Origin of the sequence: Bartonella sp. AP58NXGY, assembly GCF_042195785.1 — a bacterium.
Classification (GTDB): domain Bacteria; phylum Pseudomonadota; class Alphaproteobacteria; order Rhizobiales; family Rhizobiaceae; genus Bartonella.
Genome location: NZ_JBHIOY010000005.1, coordinates 133,968 through 148,446, shown reverse-complemented (window position 1 = coordinate 148,446; position 14,479 = coordinate 133,968). Strand labels below are relative to the sequence as shown.

The 14,479-nt window shown below is 36.2% G+C and carries 8 protein-coding genes and 1 tRNA gene; 5 read left to right on the top strand and 4 right to left on the bottom strand.

Translation table 11 applies throughout. The features are described from left to right. Positions 1-106: 106 nt before the first annotated feature. The 3 genes from ACFINC_RS05250 to ACFINC_RS05240 form a co-directional block, all read right to left on the bottom strand. Positions 107-253 carry a hypothetical protein gene (locus tag ACFINC_RS05250; RefSeq protein ID WP_375616394.1) on the bottom strand — a complete coding sequence of 49 codons (147 nt, stop codon included), beginning with the start codon at positions 251-253 and terminating at the stop codon, positions 107-109. Between the two features lie 508 nt (positions 254-761). Beyond that, a complete protein-coding gene (locus tag ACFINC_RS05245; RefSeq protein ID WP_375616393.1) occupies positions 762-1,850 on the bottom strand; it encodes a DUF3792 domain-containing protein in 1,089 nt (362 codons plus the stop codon). A 632-nt stretch (positions 1,851-2,482) separates the two neighbouring features. Then, entirely contained in the window at positions 2,483-3,253 is a 771-nt protein-coding gene (locus tag ACFINC_RS05240) for a phage tail assembly protein (RefSeq protein WP_375616392.1), read from the bottom strand. 812 nt (positions 3,254-4,065) lie between these two features. Here ACFINC_RS05240 and ACFINC_RS05235 point away from each other — a divergent pair. The 4 genes from ACFINC_RS05235 to ACFINC_RS05220 all read left to right on the top strand — a co-directional run bounded on the left by ACFINC_RS05235 (position 4,066) and on the right by ACFINC_RS05220 (position 10,059). Then, positions 4,066-5,262: a multidrug effflux MFS transporter gene (locus tag ACFINC_RS05235; protein ID WP_375616391.1), complete on the top strand. Its 1,197-nt coding sequence runs from the start codon at positions 4,066-4,068 to the stop codon at positions 5,260-5,262. Between the two features lie 267 nt (positions 5,263-5,529). Next, the gene (locus ACFINC_RS05230) at positions 5,530-6,261 is read left to right on the top strand and encodes an alpha/beta fold hydrolase (protein ID WP_375616390.1); all 732 of its coding nucleotides are present in this window, start codon (positions 5,530-5,532) and stop codon (positions 6,259-6,261) included. After that, positions 6,258-8,432, top strand: coding sequence for an isocitrate/isopropylmalate family dehydrogenase (locus tag ACFINC_RS05225; protein WP_375616389.1), 2,175 nt, complete (start codon positions 6,258-6,260; stop codon positions 8,430-8,432). The genes ACFINC_RS05230 and ACFINC_RS05225 overlap by 4 nt, the downstream gene beginning before the upstream one ends. A gap of 862 nt (positions 8,433-9,294) precedes the next feature. Then, positions 9,295-10,059, top strand: a complete 765-nt coding sequence (locus ACFINC_RS05220) for an N-acetylmuramoyl-L-alanine amidase (protein WP_375616388.1) — start codon at positions 9,295-9,297, stop codon at positions 10,057-10,059. 2,258 nt (positions 10,060-12,317) lie between these two features. On the opposite strand, the gene ACFINC_RS05215 is transcribed toward ACFINC_RS05220, so the two are convergent. After that, entirely contained in the window at positions 12,318-13,514 is a 1,197-nt protein-coding gene (locus tag ACFINC_RS05215) for a porin (RefSeq protein WP_375616387.1), read from the bottom strand. Between the two features lie 315 nt (positions 13,515-13,829). On the opposite strand from ACFINC_RS05215, the gene ACFINC_RS05210 reads away from it, so the two are divergent. Beyond that, positions 13,830-13,920 (top strand) — tRNA-Ser (locus tag ACFINC_RS05210). Positions 13,921-14,479: the final 559 nt, after the last annotated feature.

Genomic DNA, 14,479 nt, shown 5'->3' with positions numbered 1-14,479 from the left:
TTTTGTGAAAATTACTTTAAAGGTCGTGTGTTAGCTTATGCAAAATCTTTTATGGAAAGAGCTTATTGCTCTAAGAGATAAGCAGATCTATATCAACAATACATTATTAAACTTCCAGCGAACCATTCATATCAAGCTTATTTTGATCAATTTGAATATCACTGTGCTTGGTATATTTAATACTTTCCCTTGATTTCATCTCTTTAGCAGCCAATTCAATAACATTTTTTACTTTATCAAGTGAAATATTCATATATTCCCCCCTTAATTGATAAAATACAGATAATTTAAATATAAAAAACTACCAATTTTCTACACTTAGCATGGATTTATTTTTTTTGTCAAATGTCATGTTGTTTGAAAATATTTCTTATTCTTTTTGAAATTATATCATTGTTGTTTTGAGGCGTTTTTTAGCAATATCATTGAAGAGGGTATTCGCTTTTTTTCTTAACAACAAAGAGATGCGTGATTTTTTTGCTCTTTTCTTTGAAGGGATATACTGCATATAATGAAGAGCTCTCTATGTTTTCTTAAAAAGATAGATTGTTCTCTTTGAGGATTTTTGATTTTTTAAGGGCAATGAGTACAATATTCTCTCATTATTTGTGTATTCTGCTTTCAAGTTTGAACTTCGAAAGACTTTGTTTTTTTATATTATAAGTTGCCATTTACGCAAAAAGCTTTTCAAGCAGGTGCAAAAAAAGCTGTACAGATTGTACAGCTTTTTATTGGTTTTATACTTTCTGAGCCATAAGTATTTAAAGCGTGAAAAAGTCTCTGCGACTTCTGTACCCATAATAGCCAAAAACGCTGGAAATTACGGCACCTATGAGGCTTCCTAAAAAGCCCCACCATCCCATATTGGAGGCTGTTTTTGTGGCTTTAGTTGCAGTGTTTTTTGCTCCCTTGATAGTATCCTCAAGATTGTCTGAGAGTGTTTCTGCCCGTTCTTCAAGGGCTTTTATGGCTTTTTCAGTTTTTTCCTCTGCGCTTTGATAGAGTTGAACGGCACGGTTGGCTGCTGTTTGTGCATCCGCACGGGTCATGCCATCCTTCATAAGCGCGTTGATGATATCACTTCGATCAAATTTTGTCGTGAGATCTTCTACACGATCAGACAGGCGTTCACCAAGATTTTTTAAAGTGGTGCGATAGTGAGACGGATCATTTTTAAAAGCCGTTATCGCAGAACCAATATCATTGAGTGCAGCCTGATAGGTTTGTTTTAAGCGATTAGCATTGAGAGCAGGAATATCGCTTTTATTGAACAGAGTGTGTAACTCATTGCCAAGTTGGTCAAAATTGATATCATTGTCACTATTTTTTGCAAAAAACTTTTCAAGACTTTCACTGTTTAATTTTGCAAGTATAGGGGAAATATTGTTTTTTAGGCTGTCAACGGTTTGTTGGACCATGGAGCTGTTTTCTAGAGCCGTTTTAGCCCCTATCTTTGCTGTACTAGAAACCACGTGAATGGCTTGGAGGGTCATCAACAATGTTATGAGAGCCCAAGTGAGAAAGCCATGAAGAGTCCCTGAGGTTTCAGCAAAACGTCCAGCTACAAAGCCTCCCAAGGCTAGGCTAATCAGTGTAACGATAACAGAACCCACGCCAAAGGAGAGGAAAGAGCCTTCAAATGGGGTTGAAGAAGTGAAATCCATTTGGCTTAAGCCTAAAGCGGCGACCAGGAAAGAGAGGCAGATTGAGGTGGCAAGAGCCGTCACCAGTCCCGCAAAGATTGCGGACCATGAAATGGGTGTGTGAAAGAATGGATACTTTTCTTCTAGAGATGTTTCTCCTAGAAAATTCGTATCGAATGGTGTGTTTTCAGGAATGCGAGTTTCCATGTTTTATCTCCTTGAATATGCTGGAGATACAATGCCTTTTGGCTAATTATGTTCCAAAAGGGAATAGATATGTGCCAAAAAGGACAGAAAACATTGAAAACAAGACGGTGATCATTACTTAAAATTCTTCTTACATGACTCCAGTCTAGAACTGATAATATCAGTTTATCGAGAATTTTAGTTGATGGGGGGATAAACGGTCTATGGGGAATAAAAGAATGGCTCTCTTTTCCCGTTCTGTACTGCAATGTTTAAAAGATTGAATGTCGTTGTGAAGTTTAACCTTTCCCCCTTAGCTTAAAAGTAAGCTCTCTTAATGCTTTTCTTTCAAGTAATGTCCCGGATACTGCTGAGGAAAACTTTGTAAACGCTTTTCCATCATTGATTGTATTTGAAGGTAAAAAGTAAAATTCTGGAGTCTTTATTTTATTATTTCATTTTTTTGTAAAAACAGCGCGTCTTCTAAACTTTTAGTTTTTTATATGTACTTATAATTAAAAGAATGCTTCATTTATTCAAAATAAATATCAAAAGTATTCAATTCAAAAAGCTATGAGAGATAAAAGAGAAGGAAGAAACATTAGTATTCTAAGCTGTTTTTCCTTCTCTTATTGCTCTATATCAAAACAATGCTAGAAAAATTTTCTAAGTTCTTTGAGTAAAAACTCCCAAAACCAGAGAGGAAAGTTGAAAAGTTTTGAGACAATGTCCAAAAGTTTCGAGATTCTCTCCAAAGGTTGTTTTTTAGTTTCGCCCGCAGTTTTTTTATACGATGTAAGAGCACTTTGATTTGAGAGATAAATTTGGTTCGGTGAACCATCTTGTACTAAGAAAGTGCATTTTGTAAAGGTCATGTGTTCCACCTTTATGACGTAGGGATTATGAACTGTAATCGGTTCATAGGTGCTACAGGTTTTCACTTTTGCATTTGCAGTTGTCATGGATTCTGTTTCAAATGTATGTGTGTAAAGGTTACTTGTGCATTTTCCGGGTTTACTGTCGATTAAAATACATTCATCCATTATGCTTTTTATGGGTACATTTACTTTGTTTATAAAGTTTTTGAGATGTTTAGAAAATTGAGTTTCTAAGGATAGGATTTTTAGGGATGGGATTTTTATGATTGTATTCATTTTATCAAGCTTTTTTAATACTTTTTTTATTAACGGCCCGTAAATGTCTTTAATGTTTAAAAAATCATGAACACCAAGTTTACTGATGGCATTATAGGACCACCCTGAAAGACATGCGATCATTTCGATTGATTGCTCGTCGCCTTCTTTGCTCTGTATTGCTTTTAAGTCTTTAAATTTCGGGCGGCGTAAGGTGATTTCTGTGTATGTCTTTCCTTCCACTTTAATAGGTACAAGTAATTGGTACATGGCTAGTTCTGTTATATTCATTAATAGGCCCCTTGCTTTCTAAATTAGATGCAGAATGATTTATCAAATTTTCATTATATCATGTTTGTCAATAGCTTAGGCAATAAACTTTGTGCTGGCTATGTAGAATGAAAATCTAACAAAATGGACAAGATGAATTTAGATTTTAGAGCGAGATAGAAGCACAATTTGCTTTATAATATTAGTGGGCTATTAAGTTTATTTGCTCAATTATTTGTGTTGATAAAGACTTCTCCATGAGCCATTATTATATGCTGTATTGTTACAATAATATTTGCGTGGGTATTTTTGAGGAGAGGGAGTTTGTGGCTTCTCTTTTCTTTGAGCGTTGTAAACCAATTCTGATAAAAGATGTTGTCGGAAGAGTGATGTTGTTGTCATGGAGAGAGATAGAGTTTGAGAGCGTTTTTGTTGATGATATCAATGAAAAAAGCTGATGAAGATAGGGCAACATGAATACAACAAAATGCGCTATTTCGGATTGGGAAATATATCTCTGAAGGAGAGGTTTGATCTTTTAGCTTCTTTTGCGTATAGTTTTAAAATTGCGATTTTCTATGCTTTAAAATTAATTATAAAGTGAAGAACTAAGTGTTTATTTACGTGTTGAGTGTGTGCGTGCGGATCATACACTGGATTTATGTCTCAACGAGCTGAATTGTTCTCGAATAAAGTAAAAAAATAAAGAAAATTGATTATTTTATTCCCTGTGGATAAAGTTAAAATAGCTTTATATTTATAAATATAAATTATTATTTTTCTATAAACGTAAAATTTAAATATTTTTAAATTTAAGAAATGTGACTTTCCTGATGAAACATAAATATACATTACCATTCATTATACTTATCGTATGTTTATCAACAGGAGGTTTGATTTCTACCGATATTTTTTTACCGGCACTGGGCGATATGCGTCAATATTATCAAGTGACACAATCTCAAATTCAAAGTGCAGTGGCGGTTTTTTTGTTGGCATTGGCACTTGGACAGCTCATTTATGGACCGCTGAGTGATAATTTTGGGCGTAAAAAAACACTTCTATTGGGCTTATTCTTGTGGTTATTTACGACACTTGGTGTGATTTATACGGTTCATATTCACGCTTTTCTTGTGTTACGTTTTTTGCAAGGTCTTGGTGCTTGTGCGGGACTTGTCTTAAGTCGTGCAATTATCAATGATTTGTTGGATAAAAAAGCGGCAGGAAAACTTTATTTGATTGTTTTCCCTTTTATTGGAATGTCACCAGCACTTGCACCTTTCATTGGTGGACTTTTGATACAAGCTTTTCATTGGCAGGCAACTTTTATCTTTTTAAGCTTTTTTATATTTTTAACCATTTTGCTATGTTGTTTTGTGCTAAGCGAAACGCTACCTCCTCAAAAACGGCAGCATTTTTCTCCTGTAGGATTGATGAAGGCATATTTAGGCGTTTTCAGAAATAAACAATTTATTTTTTATGCACTTATTCCCTGTTTTTCTTACGCTGCCTATTTTGCTTATATTGTGGAGTCGCCTTTTTTACTCACGACTTTGGGGTTATCACCGATACACATTAGTTATAGCTATATTGGTGTTTCGTTTCCCTATATTTTGGGAAATCTTTTGGCACGATGGTTTTTTGAACGCGAGTCTATGGAAAAGACTGTGGGCAGAGGGTACATTATTTTTGTGATAGGTGGTGTGCTATTTGCTTTGCAAATGTATCTAAGCCCATGGCCCCTTGTGACAAGTTTTATGGCTATTGCTGTTCTTACTTTTGGCAATGGTTTTTTATTGCCGTTAGGAACAGCGTTGGCTATTTCATCGCATCCGAAAGCTGCGGGAGCGGCTTCTGGTGTTATGGGCTCTTTGCAATTAGGAAGTGCGGCACTCAGTGCAGCGGTTATCGGAAAAATCTCTGGTCATAGCCCACGGGCTATGGCAACTTTGTTAGCTGTGTGTTGTATGATTGGTTTTATCATTTATATTCAAAAAGCACGTCATTTTATGATCTCAGAAATGAGCTGAGTGAAATGATAAAAAGAAAGCATTATGCGGAAATGCTTTTGATGTTTTACATAAATGGGGCACCTGTACATTAGATGAATTTTTTTATTAAGTTGCTTGATTGCGTGGGGTTAAATTTGTCACAGGCTTAGTGTGCGTTTAACAAATCGCTGATTACGGGGGGGAAGCTTATGAGTTTAGAATTTCAACATATCTGTATTTTCATGATAGTGGGTGGGAAGAGTTTCTGCTCGAATGCATGTTTAAAATAAGGGGAGGAATTGGTCAATGCGCCTTCCTATTATTATTCTTTCTCCTGTAATGCCAGTTTGGGATGATGGTGTCTTTTGTTCTCCATTGACAAAGCTATGCTTATTAAAAGGATTCCCTGTCACTCTGCTGGATACGCTTTCTCTTTTTCCTAAGGGTTCTCATGTTCTCAATCATTCTACTGTAGACATTTTATCTTTTATGGCAGAAAAACTTAAAAGCTATTTTAAAGAGCCCGCAGTGCTTGTGGGATTTTCTATGGCTGGAACATTGGTACAAATATTGGCAGCTCAGCTTCCCAATGTTCAAGCGGTGCTTGCTGTGAATGCACCTGGCTATCCAGATAAGGTTTTGCAACGGCGCCTTGGAGATATTCTTGCCTCCTTAGAAAACAATGATTTATCGGGGGCTTTGGAAATACTCAATGGTTTTATGCATCCTTCTGGCATTATGAAAAAAAGAGCCTTATTGGAGATTCCTGATGAACAAAAAAGCGTGGCAATTGAACGCATGATAAGAGGCTTTAAACTCTTATTAAAAATAGATGCTAGAGATGAAATAGTTAAGTATAAGGGGAAGTTTTTAGCTTTAGTGGGAGAAAAGTCGCAACTTGCAACGGTAGATAATCAGACAGAAAGTCATAATCTGAACCATGAATATAAGATTATCTCTGGTGCTGGTACGCGTTTGTGGGAGGATAATCCTACTATGACGGATGCAGTCATTGATGAGTGGATGGAGGGATTATGAAAAAGAAAGTTCTTGTATTACCTGGTGATGGGATAGGACCAGAGGTTTGTGATGCTGCGCTGATGATTTTAGAGCAATTCCAATTGCCGATTGAATTGACTTATGGTGATATTGGTTTTGAATGTTGGAAACAGGAAGGAGATCCTATTCCTCAAGCGACTTGGCAAAAAATTACTCAGAGTGATGCTATTTTACTTGGTGCTGTGACCAGTAAAGGAAAAGAAGCTGCTTTAAAAGAACTTGAGCCGCATTTACGAGAGAAAAAACTTGCCTATGTTTCTCCCGTACTTCAACTTCGCCAAAAGTTAGGTTTGTTTGCAAATATACGTCCTGTAAGATACATCTTTGGTCCGAGAAAACCTTTTCATTTTTGTGTTATCAGAGAAAATAGTGAAGGCCTTTATGCTGGATTGGATTTTCGGGGTATTTCTCCTGAAACAGCGGCATGGCTAAAACATCCAAATTTGACAAAATATGGGCTTGAGGAAGCTGCGTGGACAGTTCGTTTGCAGACACGCTTTGGTTTAGAGCGGTTATTTGAATACGCTTTTTCGTATGCAAGGAAATATAGCTTTAGGCGAGTTACTTTTGCTGATAAGCCCAATGTTATGCGAGAAAGTGGTCAGTTTGCTCAGGAAATTTTTGAGGAGATTGCGCAAAACTATCCGGAAATTGAAGCAGATATTCATAATGTTGATGCGGTTGCTTTATGGATTGTAACCAAGCCAGAGCAGTTTGGTGTGATTGTTGCTGAAAATATGTTTGGCGATATTCTCTCTGATCTTGGCTCTGGAGTCATGGGAGGATTAGGGCTTGCACCTAGTGCGAACGTGGGGAGCGAGATTGCTTATTTTGAACCTGTTCGTGGTAGCACACCACGTATTGCTGGACAAAATAAAGCCAATCCTTCTGCGATGCTTTATACCACGGCTTTACTCTTAGAGCATTTAGGCTTTAAAGATGCAGCAAAACAACTGTCTGAGAGTGTTGATCAGGTTATTCGTGCTGGAAAAACCGTTACCTATGATCTTGGAGGTGTAGCCTCTACCCGTCAAATGGCTGAAGCTGTTCGCAATTCTCTTATGAATCCTGTCTTTGTTTGTCGTGCGGCGATTATTACCGTTGGTGATGAACTCCTTTCAGGACAATATTTGAATACGAACTTACAAGATTTAAGCCAAAGCTTGAACAAGAGAAATATTCAAGTCACACGTCATTTTGTTTGTGCTGATCAATTACAGCAAATCAGTGAGACTGTTGTTTCTTGTCTTGGACAAGAAGATCTTATCATTATCAGTGGGGGATTGGGACCAACATCAGATGATAAAACACGTGATGGAGTTGCTCAAGCTGTAAAGCAGCCTTTACTACATCATGAAGATGTTTGGCAAACAATAAAGGGTCAATTACAACGATTAGGGATTACGGCGGATAAGAGTAATGCACGTCAAGCATTGTTTCCTGAGACAGCAACCGTGCTTGATAATCCTACAGGCACAGCACCAGGCTTTTATCTCTCTTGCGATGGAAGTACGCTTGTTGTTTTGCCTGGTCCACCATCACAGGCTCTTGCGCTTTTAGAGAATTATTTAGAACACAACGAGAAGAAATATTTTTCTGTATCGCGTGCGGGGTATGCATGGACTTTGATTGGAATTGATGAAAGTACCATTGCGCAGTGGGTTGATGATCATCTTGAAAATGAACCCTTTGAACGGCATTTTTTATGGAAAAGTCCCTATGTTTTGGTGCAACTGGTTGCTCAATCAGAAGCACCCTTGGAACAACATTTCGTGGAAGAATTTGAAAATCATTTTCGTCCATATTTGGTTGGTGCAGAAATTACTACTGCTTCTAAACAATTAGCGATGCATGCAGAGGTGCGTTGGTTGGGCAATGATCCGCGGCTTTTAAAGTATTTTCAGCCCATAGAAAAAGGTAAACAAGATATTCCACTGCTTGAGGTTGAAGTGAGCCTAGAGCCTTCTTTAGAGGCATTAGAAAATCAAGCAGAAAGCCTTGGACATGCTACCATAACTATACGAATGAAAGGTTATGGTGATGATCGTATAACTTTTCCCTATACGCGACCACTTTTAGGTGTCGTCTTACAAGAATATGCAGCTTGGGCTATCTTAAAAAGATATTTGAAAACGGAGAAGAAAAAATGAACCTCTATGGGGACGTAAAAATATTTCTTAAATTATTGAACGTTCTATTATAAGAAGTATTTTGATCCTTTTCTTCAGTGGTTTTTGTCTATAGGTTAATGTTTCTTTTGATGTGTAATTAAATGAATTTGATTGATTCAAGATTAAGAAAAACTTAACGATATTAGGCTCGCTACATTCAATATTTATAATGATTAATTATGATTATAAATCAATGTATTGTCTCTTATTAACAGCATATAAAAGGAGCCCAGAGACTTGTGGGGTTGAAGTATTGTCAATAATGGAGCTTCTTTTGTCAATCAGAAAGCAATGCTGTGAAAAGATAAGAAGCAGTGTCTTTTAAAGAAAATCTTTGCAAATTTTATTGAAAAATATGCCAATGAAGCGTTGCGTGTGAATATTTTCTGTTCAGTTATCGGATAATAAATTGCTGTAAAGAGCTCATAAAATTTTTCTTTTAAGTTTTTGTGTGATTGCATGATCGTTGGGTGTTCACTTCCGAGGGGCGATATTTTTCAATTTGATAACAGGAAGAACTATTTTTTTCTGTAAGACGTGAAGATTTGAGGAGTGATCATTTTACACTTTTGTTTTCTTTTTGATTGGTCATTTGTAGGAATTTTTTTTGGGAAAAATATTTAATGCGGTGTATTTGTGAATGTGGTTAAAAACATTTTACGCGTGTGTGGAAGAAATAAAAATGTGTCTTAATTGTTGATAAGAGTGTCAATGTTTTTGATGAACAAATTTCAGTCGTAATTCTTAGTATCTAGATAGGAAGTTCAGCGGATTTTAACAGTTAGTATCCTATCTGTTGTGATGTGCAGTGGTCTTTTTAAGCAAAAAAGAAAGGGCTTTTATGTATCGGATTGATTACAATAGTTATCGTTCTGTCAAGAGTTTTAGTCGTCGCGTTCATTTTCTCGTTATGCATTATACGGCTATTGATTTTAAAGCCTCGATTATGGCGCTTACAGGAGAAAAGGTTAGTGCACACTATCTTGTTCCTGATCCTTCAGAGCAGACATATCGTGAGGCAGGCTTTAAGGATATGCGTATTTTTAATCTGGTTGATGAAAATGAGCGTGCATGGCATGCGGGTGTGAGTTCATGGGCTGGGCATAGTCATCTCAATGATGCATCTATCGGGATTGAAATCGTTAATTTAGCGACTTATCATGATGGGACGGGTATGTTTCCTCCTTATAATCCAATACAAATTGATGCTGTTAAGGAACTTGCATTAAATATTCTGCAACGGTATCCCGATATTATGCCAACTGATGTTGTGGGACATAGTGATATTGCCATTGGAAGAAAAAGTGATCCAGGAGCAGCTTTTCCATGGAAAGAACTTTATAGGGCAGGTATAGGAGCATGGTACAATGACGAATTAAAAAGTCATTATCAAGAGCAATTCTCTAAGAACTTTCCATCCAAAGAAGATGTTTTGGCGAAGCTAAAATGTTATGGATATGATATTTCTGCTGCGTGTACCCAAACAGGATACAAAGATTTGATCCGAGCATTTCAACTTCATTTTCGTCAAGAAAATTATGATGGGATTCTAGATGTTGAAACAGCAGCAATTCTTTATGCATTGGTTGATAAATATTTTCCGTGAACTCAATTCATTTTAATTGAAAGATATGTTATGATCACATGTGATCTTAAGAGAAGCTGCTTTTTATTGATTGGCTTCATGTAAAAAGAGGCATTTATAGTGTAAAAACCCTATGGACAGTATAAGGCCTTTCATGAAAAAAGAAACATAACTCTACAGAAAACTCTACGGTTTGCTGAAGTAAGTTTTTCTGTTTTTTTGTCTTATATTCCGCTCTCTTTAAAAATGTGCAAAGTCAAGATGGTGAGTATAATAGAGGTATGTTCTTGGACTACAATAGAACGCCTCAAGCACTATGTCCTTGTGTTGTATAGTTATGTGTTTATTCAAATTTTTTTCAGTGTTGTATCACAACACATATTTTAGAATGACGTTTGTAAAGAGTGTAAAACTCTCTGTGAGGTGAATAGTCTGTTGCACATTTTATATTTAGTAAAAAATGCTTAAGTGCATCATACTATTTTTCAGCCCTTAATATTGCTAATGCCTTGGTTCTTGAAACGATTCATAAAAAGTGTTTCTTTTTTCATTTACACGCTAATCCTCCTTGTGAAGTGCAAGAGAATGAGCTTGATTGATTCATTATAAGGGGGGGAAATGAGAATATTTTATGATGTTAAGGTTTTTCATTAATCAATATGTTATTGAACATAAACAGAGTGCTTAGAAATTATAGAGAAAAGAGAGAGAGGCAAGATATTTATTGATAATGATAATTTATTTTTTTTTGAAATGAGCCTCCAAATTCCATAAACCTGTCTTTTCCTCTTATAAAGAATGTTTTTCCTACACCTAAAGGATGAAAATTTTTCTCAGAGCTGGTCTGTCAATAATCCGGATTTGTATCGAGAGGGCTCCACAGTGCTTTTCACTCATATGATTCAATTATATAAGGTTTTTACGGGTAAGTTCTATCTTGAATATTCATGACGCATAAATACTTCTTGTGTCAAGGAGGTGTTTGCGCCTTATATCTCCTACTCTTAAATGACGATGTTTTACGGTACAACGAGATAAAAAATGTTTGTTTTTGTCTTGCAATGAAATTAGTGTGTGAGTCAAAAATATTTTAAACAGAAGGGGAGAAGCTTTTGAGAAGCGTTCCTATGCATGAACAGCTGTAACCTTGGAAATGCGTGAGATATTCAGAGTGATTATTGGTTTTATATTGGATAAAGGTAGCGCTGTTTCTTGGCTCTTTATTCATAATATTAAAGACGAAAAGTATGGACTATGAGTTTTGTATTTTTTGTGTGCAAGGAAAGTTCGGCGACATTTAAAAAAGAGTACAAAGAAGAAGGGTATAGTGCAAAAAATAGAGGTGTAATCTTTTTAAAATTTTGAAAATATGTATTTCTTGCTTTTGAAAAAATATTTTTGATGGTCTCCAAAAGAGATTAAAGTTGTAAAGAAATCAGTTATTTAGTCTCACATTGCTCTTCTTTATGAGGCATATTCTATGTGTCTTATTCTCGTTCATAGCCAAATGCCATCGTTTAGGGCAGTTAATGTAAGGTTTATATAAAAAATTTTATATGTGAGGTGTTTTTTATTCGCGTATATGATGAATATTCATAATATGTTTTGTTTGTCTATCTTGATGAAGGGACATTGCATGAGTGGTTAGCAGATGAAATCCTCTTCAAGAAGAGCAGGGTTGTTTATAGATTTGTACGAGTAGGAGTCTTTGTTCTTTAGAAGGGGAAGAGAGCAACTATCTATTGTCTCTTTTATTGCTTTAGAGAATATTGGCATAGTTTTGACGACATGTTTCTTGATGATTATGATCTTTAATAAGGCTATATTGTAAAACATTGTGTTTTACGATGTTTATATAAGACACATTCATGCATATCAAAAATACAATGATGCTTTTTGTCTGGGGGACAGTATTTTATCTGTTTAGTGCAGTGAAACTGAATATTGAGTGCAGAACTTATCTGAGGAGCTTATGACCTAAATTAATAAAGGTTAGGTGTAAATTATCAGGAAAAATCAATTTTGTAATAAAGCAAAGGGATTTTTCATGTTTTAAAGAGCACAGGGAAGAGATTGTTTGAAGTGATGTGTCAACCGTGTGCAGTGTTCTTATCAAGCACATCAGGTTCATTTTCTGAGGATATTTTTGTGAAATTAAGTCATTTTTGTTAGGAAGATAAGAAAATAAGTATCAGGAAAAGATGTTCATGATATTTTATTTCAAAAGTAAAAACTGGCAACATAAGTTGCCAGTTTTTAAAAGCTGTAGCCTAATAGGATTAGAATGAACGCTGTAAACGGATCATCCCTTGGAAAGCATTTTTCCCATTAAAGAGATGTTTTTCGTTATTATTTGCATCTTTTATAACGCGATCATCATTCCAAGAAACATAGGTTAATTCAGGTGTAATCACAAACCCTGGAACCAACGTGTATGTAATATTTACGGAAGTTGCAAAGGTTTTTACAGCGCTATAAGAAACTTGAGCATTCAAATTTGCTTTTGGAGTAAGCTTGTAAGTGGCACCCGCCCAAGCTGCCCATTTACCACCCCAGTTTGCATAAATCGTTGTGCTGTTTCGTGATAATTCATCATTTGCATTTACTGTGTAGTAATCAATGCCGTTTTTATAACCAGCCATTACCCATAGATTGAAACGATCGTTAACATTGAAATCTGCACGTATTTTTCCAGCCCACTTTTTGTAGTAAGTATCATATGCGGTAACTGCTGAAAAGCCACCCCATTTTTGCATAAACTTTATACCTAAAACCACATTGGGTGTGTAATTTTTAATTGATTTACTCGGAAGAGTATCATTCGTGATAGAAACAAGTTTACCATCTTTATCAATGTAGTATCCTTGTGTTCCAGGAAGATCATCTGCATTATTGCCTAATTCAGCGCCGATAATAGCAGAAAAGCCGGAGTCACCACTAAAGGTGTAGGAAATAAAATTGGTGCGTGTTGTGCCAGCAGGTGCTATGCTGTCATCATTGAGAACATTTCCATAATCACCAGTCCAGCTGTTGAAAATTGTATCGTCAAGACCTACGCGAAAACCACCCAGTTCAATGTAAGCCGCTGCAAGCCTTGCACTCGCATTATCTTTACCATCCCCCCAGTTTGAATAAATTCTTGCATATGAACGAAGTGTTCCCATTTCTGTTTCAGAGGCGGCTTGAAAAACAAGGGTGAGACGTGATGCTGCGCCATAGGTATCTCTTTTGTTTTTCAGTTCAGTTTCGGTTGTTGCATCGATATTATCACCGCCTATAAAATCAGCGCGGACATTTCCTGATAAACGCATACAGGTTTCTGTTCCAGGGATATAGAAGTATCCTTTTCCATAGGCATCACAAACGCGAATATATTCTACAGGTTCAGGTTCGGCAATCGCTGTTGAAGCAGCATGAGCTCCAGAAACAGCTAAAAAAGCTGTTGTAGAGCTTAAAAAAAGGGATTTTATATTCATATGGGATCTCCGAGGTCCGGTTAAATTTCTTCTAAAGAGTACCATTTTCCTAACGCATTAAGGACAAAGACATAAGTAAAATACGCAGCACTTGCTATTTTAGCTATAACTAATCTTTTTAGAGTTTCAAATATGAAATTACCTTTTTGTAATATATACATGTACTATTCGAGATGCTGTGGTAAAAAAGACACATTTTTTGTTTTATTAACTTTTGGTCCCTATGGGATCAATAGGAGAAAAATTTTCAGATATTTGGGAAAAAAATCGAAAATGTCTTGAACTTTCTGTTGATACCATTTATGCCTCTCTGTTGGAGAGGTGGCCGAGTGGTCGAAGGCGCTCCCCTGCTAAGGGAGTAGGGCTCAAAAGGCTCTCGAGAGTTCGAATCTCTTCCTCTCCGCCATTTATTATTATAAAAGTGGTTGATTGTGTGTAGGAATTTTGTTTCAAGTGGTTTGCGTTAATTTGCTTTTCTACCAATCCCAATTTTTTGTAGCTTTTTAATTATTTCTATTGCTAGGCATTTTCTATCGGCTGTTTTGGTACAAAGCGATGCTATTTTATCTCTAGTCCAATTTATCTTTAGTCCAACCAAACAGTGCTTTCATTTGTGAAACCGTAGCGCTCTGCATTAGCCGCACATGTTGTTTCTTATTTTCGCAATCTCTGTGTTGATCTTGTTTGTATCTGTAACAACATATTGATTTATATATAATTTTTCGTTATTTAACTTAAATTAGAACTCCGAACACCGTAAAATTCTTTCTGTTCAAATCTTTTTTATCTTGAACTAATGACAATTATTTGCTCGCAGATCATAATCGGAGAGAACCGTATAAATAAAAACGATTGAGCAAAGAAAAAATGCCTCTCATGAACTGTCTCATGTGCCAAGGGCTGTCGCGCAACACCCACGAGCTGGCAAGTCCCGTGTGATGGGGTCTGGTTTGCTCTTCATAGGT

Bases quoted from the DNA above. Each gene is read 5' to 3' on its own strand.
- ACFINC_RS05230 (WP_375616390.1), top strand. From the start codon at position 5,530: ATGCGCCTTCCTATTATTATTCTTTCTCCTGTAATGCCAGTTTGGGAT.
- ACFINC_RS05250 (WP_375616394.1), bottom strand. From the start codon at position 253: ATGAATATTTCACTTGATAAAGTAAAAAATGTTATTGAATTGGCTGCT.
- ACFINC_RS05225 (WP_375616389.1), top strand. From the start codon at position 6,258: ATGAAAAAGAAAGTTCTTGTATTACCTGGTGATGGGATAGGACCAGAG.
- ACFINC_RS05240 (WP_375616392.1), bottom strand. From the start codon at position 3,253: ATGAATATAACAGAACTAGCCATGTACCAATTACTTGTACCTATTAAA.
- ACFINC_RS05245 (WP_375616393.1), bottom strand. From the start codon at position 1,850: ATGGAAACTCGCATTCCTGAAAACACACCATTCGATACGAATTTTCTA.
- ACFINC_RS05220 (WP_375616388.1), top strand. From the start codon at position 9,295: ATGTATCGGATTGATTACAATAGTTATCGTTCTGTCAAGAGTTTTAGT.
- ACFINC_RS05215 (WP_375616387.1), bottom strand. From the start codon at position 13,514: ATGAATATAAAATCCCTTTTTTTAAGCTCTACAACAGCTTTTTTAGCT.
- ACFINC_RS05235 (WP_375616391.1), top strand. From the start codon at position 4,066: ATGAAACATAAATATACATTACCATTCATTATACTTATCGTATGTTTA.